Raw genomic sequence first — 16428 nt, 5'->3', positions numbered from 1 at the left:
CGCAATGCCGAACCGGGGCCAAATCACGATGCCACGGCCAATTCGTCGGCCGGATTCATCGGCGCGCGCATTCCGAATTCGAAGCTGCATTAGTCGTGCACTGCTCATGCACTGGCGATGCATGGGAACGGTCGCCGTTTCGGCCTTGAATTCGGGGTATGGAAATCACCTGGCTCATCAGCCCGAAGCGCAAGCCGTCACCGCTTCTTCTGCACATGGTCGACGACGGTCGCCAGGCTGGCCTGGACGTCGTCCAGCCGGTCGAAGATTTCGGCCAAGCGCTGCTCCAGTGCGTCGAGGCGAGTCGAGAGTTCGCCGCCGTCGTCGGCCGGTTCGTCGGGGTGCGGCGGCGTGCGGTTCTGCAGCACGGCCTGCAGATGCTGCGGGTGCCAGCCGAGCGTGGTCGACAGGGCTTCGAGCGTGCGCGCGCTCCGTCGGCGCTCGACCGTGTGGTGCTGCAGCTCGCGCACGATCGCCTGCGACACGTGCGACCGCTCCGCCAACTCGCGCTGCCGCCAGCCGAGTTCGTGCACCCGCATGTCGATCGCCTTCGCGACCGCCGCCCAATCCTCCGACACCTATTCCTCCGCGCTCCGCCTCAGCGTCGAGATTAGCGAGTCATTGCGCTTTTCTCGCGCCGCGTAGCGGGTGTGTAACCGTACGTCGACACTCGCGTCGGTTGGCACCTGACTTCCTGAAGCGGCGTCTCGCCGGATTTATCGGCCTTGCAGCTCAGGGTTGTGCGACTTCGCTGCATGCCGTGGTCGTTCGGCGAGGGATGCTGTCTCATCGCCGAGAGGGATGCGCGAGCGTTAAGGGCGGTCTTGGAGCATCTGGCCTGAGGGGGCAGAGCGGGGGAGCGCTGAGGGGATAGGGCTCTAGCCGCCGACGTTCGAGTCGATTCGCCGGCCCCGCACAGGGAAGCCGGATGGGTGCCGTGATGCGCAGGCGGCTGCTCGAACGCGATCGACGTAGGGCTGACCTGCAGAGATGCGAACGAGTATCTGAATGTCGAGAACACATGAGGCTATCATGCGAGCTCTCGGCGCTGTTTCGCACCCCCCTGAAATGACGTGTCTGTTCGTCGTATACTCTCTTCATCAGCAAGTCCGAGTGGCGGAATGGCAGACGCGCTAGCTTGAGGTGCTAGTGTCCTTAACGGACGTGGGGGTTCAAGTCCCCCCTCGGACACATATACATGGGGGATCTCCTAGCCCGCAGAGTAACAGGCCCGCTACGGCGGGTCTTTCTCGTGTTCGGCTCCATCTCACTGTGGATACGCTGGTCGCGGACGCGCCCTCCCGTGGCTGTGCGAGCTGGGAGTGGGGCATGACCCGCATTCCCTCGCTGGCCGCGCCGGGCCGGATCGTCGCCCCGGTGAGTGTCGAGCGTCCTTTGCTCGTACCGTCGATGAGCCTCCCTGTGCTGCGCGATCTCGCCGCCGCTGGCGGGCCGCGGTTGTCCATCGCGGTCATCGCTGAGGGCGGCCGGCTGCAAGACCGCGGGGCGGTCGCGGCATTGGGGTGGAGGCCGGGCGACCGGCTGCTGATCACACTGGTCAAGACCTCAGCGGTGAGCCGCCGACGCTCAGACGGGGCCTTCGTGATGCCGCGCAAGCCCTACGTGGCTCTCCCCGCCGCGGTCCGGCGTGTCTGCCGAGCTGTCGTCGGCATCCGGCTGCTGTTGGTCGCCGACCCGTCTCAGGACGTGCTGGTCGTCCATCCCGAAGCCGCCGTGCAATCCAGCTGTGTGCTTTCCATGCCTCCCTTGCCGACGCTGAGGAGGCTGCCTCGCGACCGCGACCAACGACGACCTCGCCACCGCACGCCTGCTGCTCAACTGTCTCGGCCTCGACCCCGCCAAACTGCTCGGTCAGGAGCCTGCCGACACTCGTGGCCCGGACCTGCGGCCGACGCCCACGATCGGCGAACGGATCCCCGTCGTGACCAAGCTCGTCTCGCCCAGCACTGCCCGCTCTTGCAGGGTCTACTGGAACAAAGCCGGGGCGACCGGCGGATGGATACCATCGCCGCTGTCGAACTCAAAGCAGAAGCCGAACAAGCCCGAGCTGCCGCGGTCGTGCGTCGCAACTCCCGCGGCGGCCGCAACGCTGCCGAGAACTTCGTTGCCGCTATGCGTTGTCTCTACAAACACCTCGTCAACGACAGTCATGTCGACGAGCGCGACAACCCGGCCGCCCGCGTCACCAAACCGCGCCGCAATGCCAGCACCTGGCGGGCGCTTCCCGGCGACCGGATCAGCTAGCTCAACGACGTCGTCGCCAGCACCGGCGACGACCCCGAGTTGGACGCCCTCTGATCCGCGGGCTCCACGAAGAAACTGCGCGCCGGCGCGGTCGCCTTGCGCCCCCGCGGCCTCGTGCGCACCCAATGCGCGATCAAGCCGGGCAGTGCCCGGGCGAGAGCCGGTGCCACCGGCGTGGGCCGCCGGGCGGAGGTGCAGAACCGGCTGCATATTCTCGCAGCGGCCACCGAGTCGTTGGCAATCGCCCAGCAGCCTCGATGCCGGCGGCGAGCAACGGGAATGCCGTGTCCTTGACTGCCGTCAGCACCTGGGCGAGGAACGCCGGACGTGTGGTGTGGATGACCTGGTCCTTGGCGTCAAACGCTTGTCGGCGGGCCGAGCAGGTCCTCTTCGATACGGCCGTGCGACGAGAGGCCTGGCTCGTCCAGGAATCCGGCTCGGGTTCAGGCGATTCTCCATCGCCCTGCGGACCTGAAGGTCATCGGTCGCGTTCTCGCCCAGAACGTGTCCTCCCGGACTGCCGCGGGAGGCGTCCCGCTCTCTGCGGAGTTCGGGCTGAAGAGGCTCGCGCGGCAGTGCTGATCCGCGGGCGCGGCGACTTGCACCGCACCACGCCGCACTGCCGGTTCGAACGCATCCGGGGGGCTCCATTCAGCGTTCCAGCGGACAGTCGCCACGTCGTCGCCGACGCTGGTCTCCACGTCGCACGTCGAGCTGGGGCCGCGTGCGCTCAGCGACTCTTCCCGGGTCATGCCCAGCAATGCCTTCTCCTTCTTTCTCGGGAACTCGCGGCCCTTCCGAGAGATAGGCGACCACGAGAAGTGCACCGGCGACGAGCAATTCCGTTCGATCAGGCGGACGGCGTGTTCCTGGTGCTGGTCGACGTCGAGGCTCAGCGGGCCGCCCGAAGCACTCGAGAAGACGAACGGCGCGCCGACCGTTCAGTGCAGCGGTGAGAAAGCTGTCGGGATGGCGATGCTCGAGGTCGCCCGGGCGATGTTCTCCGGACCGTTCTTCGGCGGCCAGATTTCCCGCTCGTAGGACTCGCGGCGGATGGCTAGGCGTCCGTCGAGGCTGGGGAAGGGCCAGATGTGCGTGATGCGCGGGGTTCCGTCCAGTCCGTACATCGCGGTGGTGAGCGGAAAAAGCTTGGTGCGTTCGGGGAGCGCGGCCTCCCAGCCGGCCATGGTCGGCGGCAGGCCGCCGACTTTGAGTTCGTAGGTGCGGAATTCGTAGACATCGCCGAAGCGCCCGGTCTGCACGGGCGGGAGGAACGGGAACGGCGCGTAGCTGCTGACGGTGAACGAATCCAGGTGCTCGCCGACCCCGAACGGATTGGCGCTGGCGAGGATTCGTCGGCGTTCCTCGGCGAGTGCGCCCGCGTCCTCGAATTCCCGGAGCAGCAGCACGCGGCCGACGATCTCTCCGTGTTCGGTCTCCCAGCAGCCGAGCAGCTTGCCGCGCGCCGCCGCGTTCGTGGCGTAATCCTCGAGGGCGGGCAGTGCTCGGGGCACCGTGTAGAGCTTCAGCGCGAGATGGGTCAGTTCGTAGAACATCGCGGAACCTCCATAAGCATGCGTATCAAGCGTAAGCATGCTTATACTACCAATCATGGGCGACGATCTTGCGGGAGAACTGGCGGATTTCTGCGTGGGAACCACCACAGCACTGGTGCCGGCGGACGTCCTCGACAAAGCCAAGCTGTGTCTGACGGACTTCCTGTCCGCGGCTCTGGTGCCTTCGGACGAGAGCCGCATTGCCTTGCGCGCACTGGGAAATCCGCGAGCTGGCACCGCGCTCGTCCTCGGTGCCGCGGCCGGCGCGCCCGCCCCGGCGGCGGCGTACCTCACCAGCGTGCCCGCGGCGGCGACCGGCCGGACGGACACGCACGTCGAGAGTTCGTCGCATCCCGGCATGGTGGTGTTCTCCGCGCTGCTGGCCTTGGCCGGGCAGCACGAGGTGTCCGGCGGGCGTGTGCTGTCCGCGGCGGTGGTCGGTTACGAGGTGATGTGCCGCCTCGGCTCGGCGATGATCACGTCCGAAGTGGCCGCGACGTTCCGGCCCACCGGTGTGCTCGGCCCCGTCGCGGCTGCCGCCGCGTGCGCCCACCTGCTCGCGCTCGACGAGGCCGCGACGCGGGCGGCGCTCGGCATGGCGGCCAACGCGGCGTGCGGCCTCAACCACTGGGCGCGGGCCGCCACGCAGGAGCATGTGCTGCATTCGGCGACGGCCGCGCGGACCGACGTCGAGTCGGCTTTGCTGGCGGCCGCCGGGTTGACCGCGTCCGGCGGGGCGGTCGACGGCGAGGCGGGACTGCTCGCCGCTTTCGGCGCCCGGGACCGGGCGCACCGGCTCGCCGGGGGACCTGGCTTCGCGATCCGCGACATCGTGCACAAGCCCGCGCCGGCCTGCATCTACGTGCAGGGGCCCTGCCAGCTCGCCGAGGAGATCGGGCGGCGGCACCGTCCCGATCCGGCCCGCGTCGAATCCGTCCGCATCGGGCTCGCCGAGCAGGCGGTCCGGTATCCCGGCTGCGACAACAGCGGGCCGATCTCCGATGTCGTGGCCGCGCAGCTGAGCGTGCAGTTCAGCGTGGCGTCGGTGCTGGCGTCCGGCGGAATTCTCGACCGGAACTGGCGAACCCGGCCGATCCCCAGGCGAACCGGCTCGCTGCCCGCTCCCGGCTGGTCGCGGACCCCGGGCTGACGGCGCGATTTCCGGCCCGCAACGGGTCCTGGGTGCGGGTCCTGCTCGACGACGGACGAGTGCTCGTCGCCGAACAGGACACCTTCCCTTCGATGACCGCCGCCGAGATCGTCCGGCGGTTTCATGCGGCCGCGGACCGGGTTTACGGCCGGGCTGGCAGCGAGGCGATCCTCGCGTGCGTCGATCGGCTCGACCGGACGCCGTCCGCGTCCGGCCTGCTGCGGGCTCTTCAGCCGCGCTGAAGAGCCTCGGTCACGGCGGTGCGGCCTGCCGAACGGCCGAACACCGCCGCCCGCATCAGTGCGGCGCCGCCGGGGTAGTCGCCGTAGAACAGGCCGCCGGTGGCCTCGCCCGCCGCGTACAGCCCGGGCACGGGCGCGCCGTCGGAAGCCAAAGCGCGTCCGTCGGGGTCGATTCGCACGCCGCCGAACGTGAACGTCAGCCCGGCCACCGCGTGGTAGGCGACGAACGGCGGCCGGTCCAGCGGAACGGCCCAGTGCGATTTGGCCGGCGCGATGCCGTCCGTGCTCCCGTCTTCCCGGCAGGCGCGGTTGAATTCCGCTACCGTCCGGACCAGCGCCCCTGCCGGCACGCCGATGCGCTCGGCGAGCGCGGGCAGAGTCGGCGCGGTCACCGGGACCGCGGCCCCGGCGAACTCGTCCGCTACGCGCGCCGCGGTGTGCTGGTCGAAGATCTCGTACGCTTCGCGGCCGGGCTGGCCCATGATCGCCTTGCCCATCTTCGAATAGTTCTTCACCCACGGGCCGGGTCCCTCGTCGACGAACCGCTCGCCGTCCCGGTTGACGAGCACCCCGAGCCAGAACCCGTGCAGCGGGAACGGCGGCGACGCCTCGCTGCGCTCCGGCGCGGGCATGGTCGGGTCCACGGCGGCGGAGTGGCAGCTCGACCACGTCCCGGCCGGACCGGCCCCGGCCCGCAACGCCGCCGCGATCCCCTCGCCGGTCGCCTGGCGGGTGCCGCGCAGTTTCACGTTCTCCCAGCGCGGGCCCAGATGCCGGAGCCGCAACTCGCGACTGGCCTGGAATCCGCCGCTGGCGATCACCACCGCGTCCGCCGGAAGCACGCCGTCGGCGGTCCGCGCGCCGGTGACCCGCTCGCCTTCGCGGACGACCTCGACGAGCGGGGTGGACCAGCGCAGTTCGACGCCGATCTGCTCGGCGTACCGCAGCAGCGGCTTGATCACCTCGAACCCGCGCGACATCCCCTCGCCCGTGCTGGTCAGGATCTGCCCGGGCGGGATGTGCAGCGCGCCGTCCCGCACGCGCGCGCCGACTGTCCGGTTGAAGGTGAAGCGCACTCCTTTCGCGGACAGCCACCGCACGGTGTCCAGCGAGCGTTCCGCGAGCGCTGTCACCAGTTTCGGGTCGGCCTGGCCGTCGCTCATCGCCGTCAGCTCGGCTGCGTAGGCCTCGCGAGTGTAGGGCGGCGCGACGATTTCCTCGGCGTGCATGCCGGGTTCGAAGTCCCGGGTGATCGAGGTGAGGTCGTCCGGGCCGTCGTAGCAGAAGAGGAACAGCCCGCCGGAAAACGCGGCGTTCCCGCCGACGTCGGCACGGCTGCCCTTTTCCAGCAAGACGACGTCCGCTCCGGTTTCGCGGGCGGAGATCGCGGCGGCGAGCCCCGTCAGGCCCGCTCCGGCGACGACAATGTTCGGCACTGGTCCTCCTTGACCGGTTGCGATGATCGGTGCCGGGAGAAGATCCCGGTTCACCAGCGGAAGGCGAGCGGCTGCCCGGGGGAGTCCGGCACCGGTCCGGTGCGCCGGACGAAACCCTTGCCGGGCACGCCGAGTTCGTCGGCGAGCCAGTTCGCGGCGGCGATCAGGCGCGGCAGGTCGATTCCGGTGTCCACATCGGACAATTCGAGCAGCTGGACGGCGTCTTCGGTGCAGATCCCGCCGCCCTGGGCACCAGGCATGGCCGGGTGCCCGCCGCTGCCGGCGAGCGCGGTGTCGAGGTTCCGGACGCCGAGGTCGAGCAGGGGCAGCAGGGCGGCCAGGCCCATGCCGCGGGCGTCGTGGATCTGCACGGTGAGGTTGTCCGCCGGGATGTGCGCGAGCGCGGCGGTGACGAGGCCGCGGATCTGCGGCGGGGCCGCGTAACCGGACGAGTCGGCGAGGATCCACCGGTCCACGCCGAGGTCGAGGAGCCGACGGGCCAGCGGTTCCAGTTCGCCGGCGCCGCGGGCGGGCCCGGTCGGGCCGCCCCAGGCGAAGATCACGTAGGTGCCGAGCTGGACGCGGTGATCGGCGGCGTAGGCGGCCATGCGTTCGAGTTCGGCCAGAGAGTCCTTTGTGGAGCGTCCGATGTTGGCGCGGGCGAAGTCTTCGTCTGCCGAGAGAAGGAACGACGCGCTGTCCGCGCCCGCGTCGATCGCGCGGGCCAGGCCTCGGACGTTGCCGACGCAACAGCCGAGGTGCAGACCTGGGGTGCGGCGCACGGCCGCGAAAACTTCCTCGGCGTCGGCGAGTCCCTTGATCAGGTCGGGCCGCACGAACGAGGACAGCTCGAACGCGCGGACCCCGGCGTCGACGAGCCGTCGCACAAGCTCGACCTTGACCTCGGTCGGCGCGATGTGGTCCTGGAACGTCAGGCGTGGCGCGATTTCGCGGATGCGCACCGCCTTCGGTTCAGACATGGCGGGTCGGGGCGAGTCCGGCGGCCTGCGCGTCCCACGCTTCGCCCCGGCCTTGGCCGCGCAGGTCGGTCTTGCGGACCTTGCCGGTCGGGGTGACGGGCAGCTGGTCGAGCACGCGGTAGTAGCGGGGGACCATGAAGTGCGGCAGGGCCCGGTCGCAGTGCGCGAACAGCTCCGCGAAGTCCGGCTTCCGCCCGGATTCCAGCTGCAGCACGGCGAGGACCTCGTCCTCGCCCAGCTCCGACGGCGTGGCGACTGCCGCCGCCGCGACGACGCCGGGGTAGGCGAGCAGGACCGATTCGACCTCGTGCGAGGAGATGTTCTCGCCGCGCCGGCGCAGGGCGTCCTTCTTGCGGTCGATGAAGTAGAAGTACCCGTCCTCGTCGGTGTAGCCGAGGTCGCCGGTGTGCCACCAGAGGTCTTTCATCGTCGCGAGGGTGGCCTCGGGTTCGCCGCGGTAGCCGGAGAACATGATGTTCGCCTCGCGCGGCCGGTACACGATCTCCCCGGCCTGCCCGGGCGCCGCGCGGTTCCCGGACTCGTCGTGGACTTCGAGGATCGACGAATCCGTGGGCACGCCGATCGAGCCGATCTTGCGCGCGGCCAACGGGTTGTAGAGGACATTCTTGATTTCGGTGAGCCCGTAGCCTTCCACGACGTGGATTCCGAACCGTTCTTCGAACGGCTCCAGCACCTGGCGCGGAGCGGGCGCGGCGAACACTCGCCCGACCCGGTGGTCGCGGTCGAGTTCGGACGGGGGCTGGGCCAGCAGCACCGGCAGGATCGAGCCCAGCGCGTTGAACTGGGTTGCTCCGCCGGCCCGGATCTCGTCCCAGAACCGGCTCGCGGAGAACCGCCGGCCGAGCACCACGGTGGCGCCGGCGAACAGCCCGTGCAGGGTGATGTTGACCTGGGCCGCGCCGTGGAACAGCGGCAGGCAGGTGTACAGCCGCTCGTCGGCGGTCGTGCCCATCTGCTGCGCGCATTCCTTGGCAGCGACAACCTGCATGCGGTTCGGGTACACGACACCCTTGCTGCGCCCGGTGGTGCCGGAGGTGAGCATGACCGCGACCGGGTCGGCCGGGCCGACCTCGGGAAGCTCGCGGGCGGGGTCGCCGGAGGCGAGCAATTCAGGCCAGCCCAGCACCCGCACTCCCGGCGGCGTGCGGCCGGGCGCGGCGTCGTCGAGCACGACGACGGTGGTCAGGGCATCCGGCAGTTCCGGGAGGTCGGCGACGAGGCCGAGCAGCGCGGGCTCGGTGACCAGGATCCGGACGCCGGTGCTGCGCAGCGCGTGGTCGAGGAACTGTCCTTTGTAGGCGGTGTTGACCGGGACCTCGACGAGCCCGGCGCGGGCGGCTCCGAACCAGGCGAGCAGGTATTCGGCACGGTTGGGCAGGAGAATGCCGACCGAGTCGCCCGGCGCGGCGCCGGTGGCGAGCAGACCGCGCGCGACCTCGGACACCGCCAGGTCCAGCTCGCCGTAGGTCAGCTCGGCTCCGTCGACCACGAGCGCGGGTTTGCCCGGGTGCTGCCGTGCCCGAGTGGCGATCAGCCCGCTGACGGTCTCCGCCGCGAGGTCTTCGGATCGCGGGACCGAACGCGTCATGCCAGCTCCTTCTTCGCCCGGGCGAGGAATCCCTCCAGGGCCGGGTCCCAGGCCGCTTCGGCTCCGGTGGTCACGAGGAACGCGTCGACCCCGAGGTCACGATAGGCGCCCAACGTGTTCAGGACGCGCTCCTCGGTGCCGACCAGCGCCTGCGAGTTGGCGAAACCGCCCAGCAGCTTGGTCAGCCCGGTCCAGAAGCAGTCGTCGTGCAGTTCCTCGTCGGTCAGCGCGAGCGCCCGCTGCCTGCCGACCGAGGTGTCGGTGGACGACGAGCGCAGGAACTTCCCGGAGGCTTCGGCGATCTGCCGCTCCGCCGCGCGAGCTCGGGCCCACGCGGCGTCGTCGGTGTCGCCGACGAACAGGCGCAGGCTCAAGGAGAACCGCATCTTCCGGCCGTACCGTTCGGCGGCGTCGCGGACGCGGTCGATGCGTTCCTTCGTGCCCGCGAACGGCTCGCCCCACAGCATGTACAGGTCGGCGTGGCGGGCGCCGAAGTCGACCGCGTCGTCGCTTTCGCCGCCCATGAAGATCGGCACCTGTCCCTGCACCGGCTTGGTCACGATCTTCACCGCCTCGGCCGTGTAGTACTCGCCGTGGTGATCGAACTGCTCGGGCGAGGTCCAGGTGCGCCGGACGACGTCGAGGTACTCGACCGCGCGCCGGTAGCGCTCGGCCTTGGGCAGGTCGTCGGATTCGCGGCGCAGGTCCTTGTCGGAACCGCCGACGACCACGTTGATCGCGAGCCTCCCGCGGGCGAGCACGTCGAGCGTGGCGAAGTAGCGCGCGGCGGCCGCCGGCGGCATGACGCCCGGGCGGTGCGCGACGATCGGCGAGAACTTCTCGGTGAGCGCGAGGGCGAACGGCGCGGTCGCGTGGTTGTGCGGCCAGGTCGAGGAATACCCGACCAGTACGCGGTCGATCACCTCGGACCGGTCCAGTTCCCGGACTCGCGCGAGCAGGGCGTCCGGGCTGGTTTCGCCCGCTTCGAGGGGCTGCAGCCCGGTGAAGAATTCGACCATCGGGTCCTCCTTAATCGTGTGCCAGCCAGGCCTGATGCCTGGCGAAGTGATCAGGCCGCCGGGTGCGGAGTTCCGCGCTGGCGGCGGCCAATGCGACGGTTCCGCCGGCGAGGGTCATCTGCGCGGAGACGTCCCAGCGACGGCCCGCGTGACTGTCGATCCGCGCCGTCACCGTCAGCGGCCGTTCGACCGGAACCGGGCGGTGGTAGGAGATATGGAGCGATTTCGTGACCAGCCGGGCTTCGCGGCGCAGGGCGACTGTGTTCAGCACGTCGTCGAACACCGCCGCGGTCCAGCCGCCGTGGGCGACCTCGGGACCGCCGCACCAGTGCCGAGGGCAGACGACGTCGAACGTCGTCGCGGCTTCCCCGGCGTGCGCGACCTCGATGCCGAGGCGGCACCGGTCCTCGGGGGCGCAGCCGCCGCACAGCAGCCGTCCCGACGGCGACGGGCCGATCCGGAAGTCGTCCGCGCGGTCACTCATTCGCGGCCTTCCGCAGGGCCGCGACGACCGCGTCCGGGACGTCGATCGTGCCGCGCCGCAACGCCTCTTCGCGGCAGGCGGCGGACCGGTCGAACGGCACCCGGACGGCGGGGCCGCCTTCCACGGGCCGGGTCGCCCGGATCGACGCGGCGTACTCGCTGACGCGGCGGCGGTAGTCGTCCGCGTCGGTGAGCGCGGCCGGATCGACCAGCAGCACGAAGAACCCGCAGTCGGAGATGCCCGGCGGGGCCGCGGCCGCGCCGCTCATCATGCCGAGCAGTTGCACCACCATGGCCAGCCCGGAACCCTTGTGCCCGCCCCATACGCCGAACGCGCCGCGCAGCGCCGCTGCCGGGTCGAGGGTGGGCGCCCCGGCAGCGTCGAACGCCTGGCCCTCTTCGAGCTGCTCGCCGAGCCGCCCTTTCAGTACTACGTCGCCGTACATCACTGCCGAGGTGCCGATGTCCCAGATGACCGGCGTCGGCGAAGCGGGGAATCCGAAGGCGATCGGGTTGGTGCCGAACCTGCCCTCGGTGCCGCCCTGCGGGGCGACGACGGCGGGCCCGCTGCCGGCGATCATCCCGGCGAGCCCGGCCGCGGCGGCCTTCTCCAGGTAATAGGAAAACATGCCGGTGTACCAGGTGTTGCGGGCGCCGACGACGGCCATTCCGTGCGCGCGGGCCTTTTCCGCCGCCAGGTCCAGCGCCCGCATGCCGACGAGGTAGCCCACCTGGTCGCCGCCGTCGAGGGTGGCCGACACCGGGGTCTCCGCGAGGACCCGGATCGGCCGCGGAGCCTCGGCTACGGCACGGATGCGCTCCACAATGGACAGTGCGCGGGCGAGGCCGCCGAACGTCAGCCCGCGCAGTTCGCAGTCGAGCAGGTGTTCGGCGATGACGGCGGCCTCGTCCGGGGTGTGCCCGGCCTGGGTCATGGCGGCCAGGACGAGGTGGTGGGCGTCGGGCAGGGGCAAGGTGGTCATAAGCCGGACTCCGCGGTCAGGGGAAGGGCGGACGGGGAAGCCGCGGGGGTGCGGGCCGCGCGGCGGGTGAGCGCGAACGCGGCGAGCGCGCTGGCGGCGGCCGCGGCCAGCAGCAGGTACGCGGGGGAGCGGCGGTCGCCGGTCAGCTCGACCAGCGCCTGGCAGATGAACACCGCCGAACCGCCGAGGATGCCGACAGTCACGTTGTAGGAGATGCCGACGAGGCTGCCGCGCCGCCGCACGGGAACGAGCTGGACGTAGGTGATCGGCGCGACGCCAGAGTAGAACGCCGGACCGGCCGACAGCGCCACCGTGCACACGACGATCAGCCACAGGGGAGGGGCGCTGGCCAGCGCGGCGAACAGCGGGTAGCTCACGACGAGCACCGTGAGCGAGGACGCCAGCAGCACTTTCGGCCGGCCTCGCCGGTCCGCGGCACGGCCGCCCGCGAGCACGAGGAAAATCCCGGCGAGCAGCGCGAGCGCGATCACCGCGGTGGCCGTGACGGGGGACAGCCGCAGCTGGATGAGGTAGCTCTGCACGTAGGTGTAGACCATGTAGATGCCGACGATGTGCAGCACCGACACGCCGACGAGCAGGAGCACCGAGGACCATTGCCGGTCCGCCGATCGGTCCGATGCGGACGGCCGGGCGCGGGCGTCGAGGAACTCGGGCGTCTCGCCGAACCGGCTGCGCAGATAGAGGCCGATCCCGCCGATGGGAAATGCCAGCAGGAACGGCACCCGCCAGCCCCACCCGAGCATTTGCGCCGGAGTCAGCGCGGCGCTCAGCGACAGCACGACGACCGCGCCCAGCAGGAACCCGGCCAGACTGCCGACCTGCACGCGGCTCGACAGCGCACCGCGCCGGTGCGGCGGGGCGAACTCGGCGACGTAGATGATCGCGGTGGTGAACTCGCCGCCGCCGGCCAGCCCTTGCGCGAATCGCAACAGCACCAGCAGGATCGGCGCGGCGACGCCGATCGTCCCGGTCGCCGGCAGCAGGCCGATCAGTGTGCTGCCGCCGGCCATCAGCAGCAGCGATGCCACGAGCGCGGGACGGCGGCCGTGCCGGTCCGCGATCGGGCCGAACACCAAGGCCCCCGCGGGACGCGCCAGGAATGCCGAGCCGAACACCGCGAACGACGACAGCAGGCCCGCGCCGGTGCTCGCGGCCGGGAAGAACACCTTCGCCAGCACGGCGGAGAGGAACCCGTAGACGGCGTAGTCGTAGGTCTCCACGGTGTTGCCGATCGAGGCCGCGAGCGTCGTGCGTCTTGCTTCTGCCGGTGTGGTCATGACGTGCCTCTCCGTTGAGGTCGGGGCTGGCGCGGGGGCGCGGCTCAGGCCGCGAGGTGGTGGTACTGGCTGCGGAAGAACAGCAGCGGCTCCGCCGTGGTGTCGGCGGCCAGGTCGTCGACGCGGCCGAGGACGAGGTGGTGGTCGCCGGCGTCGTGCACGGCCTCGATCGTGCAGGCGATCCAGGCGACGGCCCCGTCGAGCACGGGATCGCCGTGCGGCCCGGGACGCCAGTCGACGCCGGCGAACTTGTCCCCGCCGGAGACCGCGAGCGCACGGCAGACGTCCTCCTGCCCGGCGGCGAGGACGTTGGCGCAGAACGTGCCGCGCCGGGCGAGCGCCGGGAACGTCGAGGACGTCTTGCCGGGCAGGAACGCCACCAGCGGCGGATCGAGCGAGACCGACGTGAACGACGAAACCGCCAGGCCCGCCGGCCGCCCGTCCGCGTCCCGCCCGGTGATCGCCACGACGCCGCTGGGGAAATTCCCCAAGGCGGAGCGGAATCGGGATGATGTAAGCATGCTTAGACCATATAAGCGTGCGGATACGAATGCAAGCATGCTGACGCGCATCCGCGCCCGGCGCTCTACGCTGCGGGGGTGACCGATCCCTTGCCTTACGTAGATCCGTTCGACGACGGCCGCTCGCCCGCGCGCGCGGAGACCGGCATGGACGAGGCGTCCTCCTTGATCGACGCCGTGTTCCGGTTCGAGCGCGCGGTCTCGCGGATCGGCAACGCACGGCTGCGGCCGTGGAACATGACGCTGTCGAGCTACACCGCGCTGCGGATCCTGGCCAACCGGCCGCATCTGACGCTGGCTCAGCTGTCCCGGCGGTGCTATGCCCGCCCGCAGACGATGACGCGGATCGTGACCCAGATGGAGAAGCGCGGATTCGTCGCCCGCGGCGCGCACCCGGAAAGCGAGCGTGCCCTGTCGCTCGAAGTCACCAAGGCCGGGCTTGCCGCGCTTGAGGAGATGGACTCCGAGGTGCTCCGGATCAGCGACACCCTGGGGTCGCTTCTCGGCCGGGACGAGATCGTCGCCGCCGACCGTCAGCTGCGTCAGGCCGCCCTCGTCGTCGAAGGCGAGCTGCGCGAGATGGAGCGCGGCGAAGAGTAAGCATGCTCCTTTAACGTAAGCATGCTTATACTTGGGCCATGGACCGAATGACCATGGCGCTGGACGCGCTGCGCGAGGGCAGGCCGGTGCTCGTCACCGACGCCGCCGACCGCGAGAACGAGGGCGACGTGGTGCTGGCCGCGCACACCGCGTCGGCGCACTGGGTCGCGTGGACCGTGCGGCACACCTCCGGACTGCTGTGCGCCCCGATGCCCCCGGACCGCCCGGCAGACCTCCGGCTGCCGCTGATGGTGGAGCGCAACGAGGACGCGCGCGGCACCGCCTACACCGTGACCGTGGACGCGAAGACCGGCGTGACCACCGGAATCAGTGCCGCCGATCGCGCCCGCACCCTGCGACTGCTGGCCGACCCGGCGGCCGCCGCCGCGGATTTCACCCGCCCCGGGCACGTCCTCCCGCTGCGCGCGCGACCCGGCGGCGTCCTGGAGCGACCGGGACACACCGAAGCGGCGGTCGATCTGTGCCGGCTCGCGGGCGTGCCACCGGTCGCGGCCATCGCGGAACTGGTGGCCGACGACGGGTCAATGCTCCGCGGCCCCGGAGTCGCGGACCTCGCGCGCCGGTTCGGCCTGCCCGCGCTGAGCATCGAGGACCTGATCTCCCATCGGCTGCGGAATCCGCTTCCGGCCGGTGAACAGCCGCGCGTGGCGCGAACCGCCGAAACCGAGCTCCCGACCCGGTACGGCCGCTTCCGCGCGGTGGGCTATCTGGACCTGCGCACCGGTGCCGACCATGTCGCGCTCATCTGTGGCGAACCGGGCGACGAGGCGACCGTACGCGTGCACTCCGAATGCCTGACCGGCGAATCCCTGGCCTCCGCCCGCTGCGACTGCGGCCCGCAATTGGACGCCGCCCTCGCCCGGATCAGCCGTGACGGCGGGGTGCTGGTGTATCTTCGCGGGCACGAGGGGCGGGGTATCGGACTGGCGAAAAAGCTGGCGGCGTATGAGCTTCAGGATCGCGGACTGGACACAGTGGACGCCAACCTCCGTCTGGGCGAACGGGCCGACGCGCGGGAATACGGGGCTGCCGCGGCCATCCTGCGAGATCTGGGGATCGCGCGGACGCGGGTCCTGACCAACAATCCCGGGAAGATCCGGGATTTGGAAGCGGGCGGGGTCACCGTCCTGCGGAGGCTTCCGTTGACGGTGGGTGCCACGTCGGCGAATCTTCGTTACCTGGCAGCGAAACAGCAACGCATGGGGCATCTCTTCGCCGAACGCGAGAGCTCCCGGCATTAGTCCGCCAGCGGATTCCGGGGGTTCTCCATGGCAGAACCCCGCACCCAGTCCGCTCGGCTGGACGAGCTTGGCTGCCCGTATGGACACCCGAACGCGTGCGGTCTGAGGCAGTTCCGCGGGCAGGGCTCTCCGCCGAGCGGTGCTCGGGGTGCCGAACCTCCGGTGTCGACGACCGCCTACGGCGCGCCCAGGCCGGTGCGGTCTCTGCGTCGAGTCGGGGATGCCGAGGGCACGCTGGCTGGGCGTGGACCTCGCCGCCGGGCCGCGACGTTCCCGTTCGCCGTCGTGCCGCGCTCGCCGGGACCCGTGATGTTCGCTGCGGGGTTCGTCGGCCGCGACGTCTCCCGGGGATGGCCGGTGCCGCTGCGGTCAGGTGCGGTTGAGCAGGGGCATGAAGCCGTAGTTCCTGTGCAGCTGCTGGTGGCAGTGCAGCGAGAGACCGGGCTGGCTGGCGACGAAGCCGAGGTCGAGATTTCTGGTAGTCGCCGAGCACGACGGCGGTGAGCGCGTGCGCGAACGGGATTCTGGCAGGCACAGCGCGCATTCAAGGATGGAGGATCCCGAACCGCGGGACCGCCGCATTGATACGTCCGCCCACGGGAACGACGTCTACCCATGACCCGGCAGCACCCGAGACCGGACCTGGAACCGGACTCCTTCCGGGGCTTCGAGGGAGAATTCGTTCCCCCGGCCGGGCACGACGTCGACGGTCAGGTCGTTGTGCCGCCAGTGTTCGTACTGGTCGGCGCTCATCCAGTACGGCGTGCCGCCCGCCAGTTCGCCGATCAGGACGTCCGAGCGGCCCAGCCGGAATTCGCTGTGCGGGTGGCACATCGGCTCGCTTCCGTCGCCGCGGCCGCCGGTCTGCTGGACCATCAGCGGGCCGTGCCGGAGGCGCAGGCGGAGGATCAGGTCCTCGGCTGCGCGGGTGATCCGCACCCGGACGAAAGACCCGCTCGCCGTCCCGGATTGTCCTTCCACCGTTTCCCCTTCCTCGCCGGTCGCCGTGACGGGGCTCACGATG

16 protein-coding genes and 1 tRNA gene are annotated in these 16428 nt (G+C 70.6%); 6 read left to right on the top strand and 11 right to left on the bottom strand.

Features of this window, described 5'->3' with window-relative positions; all coding sequences use genetic code 11:
* Nucleotides 1-197: 197 nt before the first annotated feature.
* Entirely contained in the window at nt 198-578 is a 381-nt protein-coding gene (locus EIZ44_RS38510) for a helix-turn-helix domain-containing protein (RefSeq protein ID WP_134733962.1), read from the bottom strand.
* A 529-nt stretch (nt 579-1107) separates the two neighbouring features.
* Between EIZ44_RS38510 and EIZ44_RS38505 the strand changes: the two genes are divergently transcribed.
* Nucleotides 1108-1191: transfer RNA gene (locus EIZ44_RS38505), tRNA-Leu, on the top strand.
* 81 nt (nt 1192-1272) lie between these two features.
* Complete coding sequence (locus EIZ44_RS45260; protein WP_205673439.1) at nt 1273-2265, top strand: hypothetical protein; 993 nt, start codon at nt 1273-1275, stop codon at nt 2263-2265.
* Between the two features lie 941 nt (nt 2266-3206).
* On the opposite strand, the gene EIZ44_RS38495 is transcribed toward EIZ44_RS45260, so the two are convergent.
* A complete protein-coding gene (locus tag EIZ44_RS38495) occupies nt 3207-3821 on the bottom strand; it encodes an NIPSNAP family protein (RefSeq protein WP_037814422.1) in 615 nt (204 codons plus the stop codon).
* 55 nt (nt 3822-3876) lie between these two features.
* Between EIZ44_RS38495 and EIZ44_RS38490 the strand changes: the two genes are divergently transcribed.
* On the top strand, nt 3877-4971 hold the full coding sequence (locus tag EIZ44_RS38490) for an MmgE/PrpD family protein (protein ID WP_167754409.1): 1095 nt from the start codon (nt 3877-3879) through the stop codon (nt 4969-4971).
* 32 nt (nt 4972-5003) lie between these two features.
* Entirely contained in the window at nt 5004-5213 is a 210-nt protein-coding gene (locus tag EIZ44_RS38485; RefSeq protein WP_134733960.1) for a hypothetical protein, read from the top strand.
* Here the strand turns inward: EIZ44_RS38485 and tcuA are convergent.
* From tcuA to EIZ44_RS38445, 8 genes are read right to left on the bottom strand one after another with little or no spacing between them, the layout of a single operon-like run.
* Nucleotides 5201-6649, bottom strand: coding sequence for an FAD-dependent tricarballylate dehydrogenase TcuA (tcuA, locus tag EIZ44_RS38480; protein ID WP_134733959.1), 1449 nt, complete (start codon nt 6647-6649; stop codon nt 5201-5203). The genes EIZ44_RS38485 and tcuA overlap by 13 nt on opposite strands.
* 50 nt (nt 6650-6699) lie before the next feature.
* Entirely contained in the window at nt 6700-7629 is a 930-nt protein-coding gene (locus EIZ44_RS38475; protein WP_167754408.1) for a hydroxymethylglutaryl-CoA lyase-like TIM-barrel protein, read from the bottom strand.
* Nucleotides 7622-9238, bottom strand: a complete 1617-nt coding sequence (locus tag EIZ44_RS38470) for an AMP-binding protein (RefSeq protein ID WP_134733958.1) — start codon at nt 9236-9238, stop codon at nt 7622-7624. The genes EIZ44_RS38475 and EIZ44_RS38470 overlap by 8 nt, the downstream gene beginning before the upstream one ends.
* The gene (locus EIZ44_RS38465; protein ID WP_134733957.1) at nt 9235-10257 is read right to left on the bottom strand and encodes an LLM class flavin-dependent oxidoreductase; all 1023 of its coding nucleotides are present in this window, start codon (nt 10255-10257) and stop codon (nt 9235-9237) included. Before EIZ44_RS38465 ends, EIZ44_RS38470 begins: the two co-directional genes overlap by 4 nt.
* Before the next feature lie 10 nt (nt 10258-10267).
* A complete protein-coding gene (locus tag EIZ44_RS38460) occupies nt 10268-10741 on the bottom strand; it encodes a PaaI family thioesterase (RefSeq protein WP_134733956.1) in 474 nt (157 codons plus the stop codon).
* Entirely contained in the window at nt 10734-11723 is a 990-nt protein-coding gene (locus tag EIZ44_RS38455; protein WP_134733955.1) for an Ldh family oxidoreductase, read from the bottom strand. The genes EIZ44_RS38460 and EIZ44_RS38455 overlap by 8 nt, the downstream gene beginning before the upstream one ends.
* Nucleotides 11720-13021, bottom strand: coding sequence for an MFS transporter (locus tag EIZ44_RS38450; protein ID WP_134733954.1), 1302 nt, complete (start codon nt 13019-13021; stop codon nt 11720-11722). The genes EIZ44_RS38455 and EIZ44_RS38450 overlap by 4 nt, the downstream gene beginning before the upstream one ends.
* 44 nt (nt 13022-13065) lie before the next feature.
* Nucleotides 13066-13542, bottom strand: coding sequence for a flavin reductase family protein (locus tag EIZ44_RS38445; RefSeq protein WP_037814412.1), 477 nt, complete (start codon nt 13540-13542; stop codon nt 13066-13068).
* A gap of 78 nt (nt 13543-13620) precedes the next feature.
* On the opposite strand from EIZ44_RS38445, the gene EIZ44_RS38440 reads away from it, so the two are divergent.
* Together EIZ44_RS38440 and ribA are read left to right on the top strand one after the other, a co-directional pair.
* On the top strand, nt 13621-14142 hold the full coding sequence (locus tag EIZ44_RS38440; RefSeq protein ID WP_134666187.1) for a MarR family winged helix-turn-helix transcriptional regulator: 522 nt from the start codon (nt 13621-13623) through the stop codon (nt 14140-14142).
* Between the two features lie 38 nt (nt 14143-14180).
* Nucleotides 14181-15404 (top strand): GTP cyclohydrolase II, encoded by a 1224-nt coding sequence (gene ribA / locus EIZ44_RS38435; RefSeq protein ID WP_134733953.1) that lies wholly within the window; start codon nt 14181-14183, stop codon nt 15402-15404.
* Nucleotides 15405-16013: 609 nt separating this feature from the next.
* Here ribA and EIZ44_RS38430 read toward each other — a convergent pair.
* Nucleotides 16014-16385 (bottom strand): DUF779 domain-containing protein, encoded by a 372-nt coding sequence (locus tag EIZ44_RS38430; protein WP_134733968.1) that lies wholly within the window; start codon nt 16383-16385, stop codon nt 16014-16016.
* Nucleotides 16386-16428: the final 43 nt, after the last annotated feature.

The sequence above is a fragment of the Amycolatopsis nivea genome, assembly GCF_004522235.1.
Taxonomy (GTDB): Bacteria; Actinomycetota; Actinomycetes; order Mycobacteriales; family Pseudonocardiaceae; genus Amycolatopsis; species Amycolatopsis nivea.
The sequence above is the reverse complement of the archived record's forward strand: the minus strand, read 5'-3'. Positions and strand labels throughout refer to the sequence as shown.

Coding starts and splice junctions, on each gene's coding strand:
- EIZ44_RS38460 (WP_134733956.1), bottom strand. CDS start 10,741: ATGAGTGACCGCGCGGACGACTTCCGGATCGGCCCGTCGCCGTCGGGA.
- EIZ44_RS38470 (WP_134733958.1), bottom strand. CDS start 9,238: ATGACGCGTTCGGTCCCGCGATCCGAAGACCTCGCGGCGGAGACCGTC.
- EIZ44_RS38450 (WP_134733954.1), bottom strand. CDS start 13,021: ATGACCACACCGGCAGAAGCAAGACGCACGACGCTCGCGGCCTCGATC.
- EIZ44_RS38465 (WP_134733957.1), bottom strand. CDS start 10,257: ATGGTCGAATTCTTCACCGGGCTGCAGCCCCTCGAAGCGGGCGAAACC.
- EIZ44_RS38475 (WP_167754408.1), bottom strand. CDS start 7,629: ATGTCTGAACCGAAGGCGGTGCGCATCCGCGAAATCGCGCCACGCCTG.
- ribA (WP_134733953.1), top strand. CDS start 14,181: ATGGACCGAATGACCATGGCGCTGGACGCGCTGCGCGAGGGCAGGCCG.
- EIZ44_RS38495 (WP_037814422.1), bottom strand. CDS start 3,821: ATGTTCTACGAACTGACCCATCTCGCGCTGAAGCTCTACACGGTGCCC.
- EIZ44_RS38490 (WP_167754409.1), top strand. CDS start 3,877: ATGGGCGACGATCTTGCGGGAGAACTGGCGGATTTCTGCGTGGGAACC.
- EIZ44_RS38445 (WP_037814412.1), bottom strand. CDS start 13,542: ATGCTTACATCATCCCGATTCCGCTCCGCCTTGGGGAATTTCCCCAGC.
- EIZ44_RS38455 (WP_134733955.1), bottom strand. CDS start 11,723: ATGACCACCTTGCCCCTGCCCGACGCCCACCACCTCGTCCTGGCCGCC.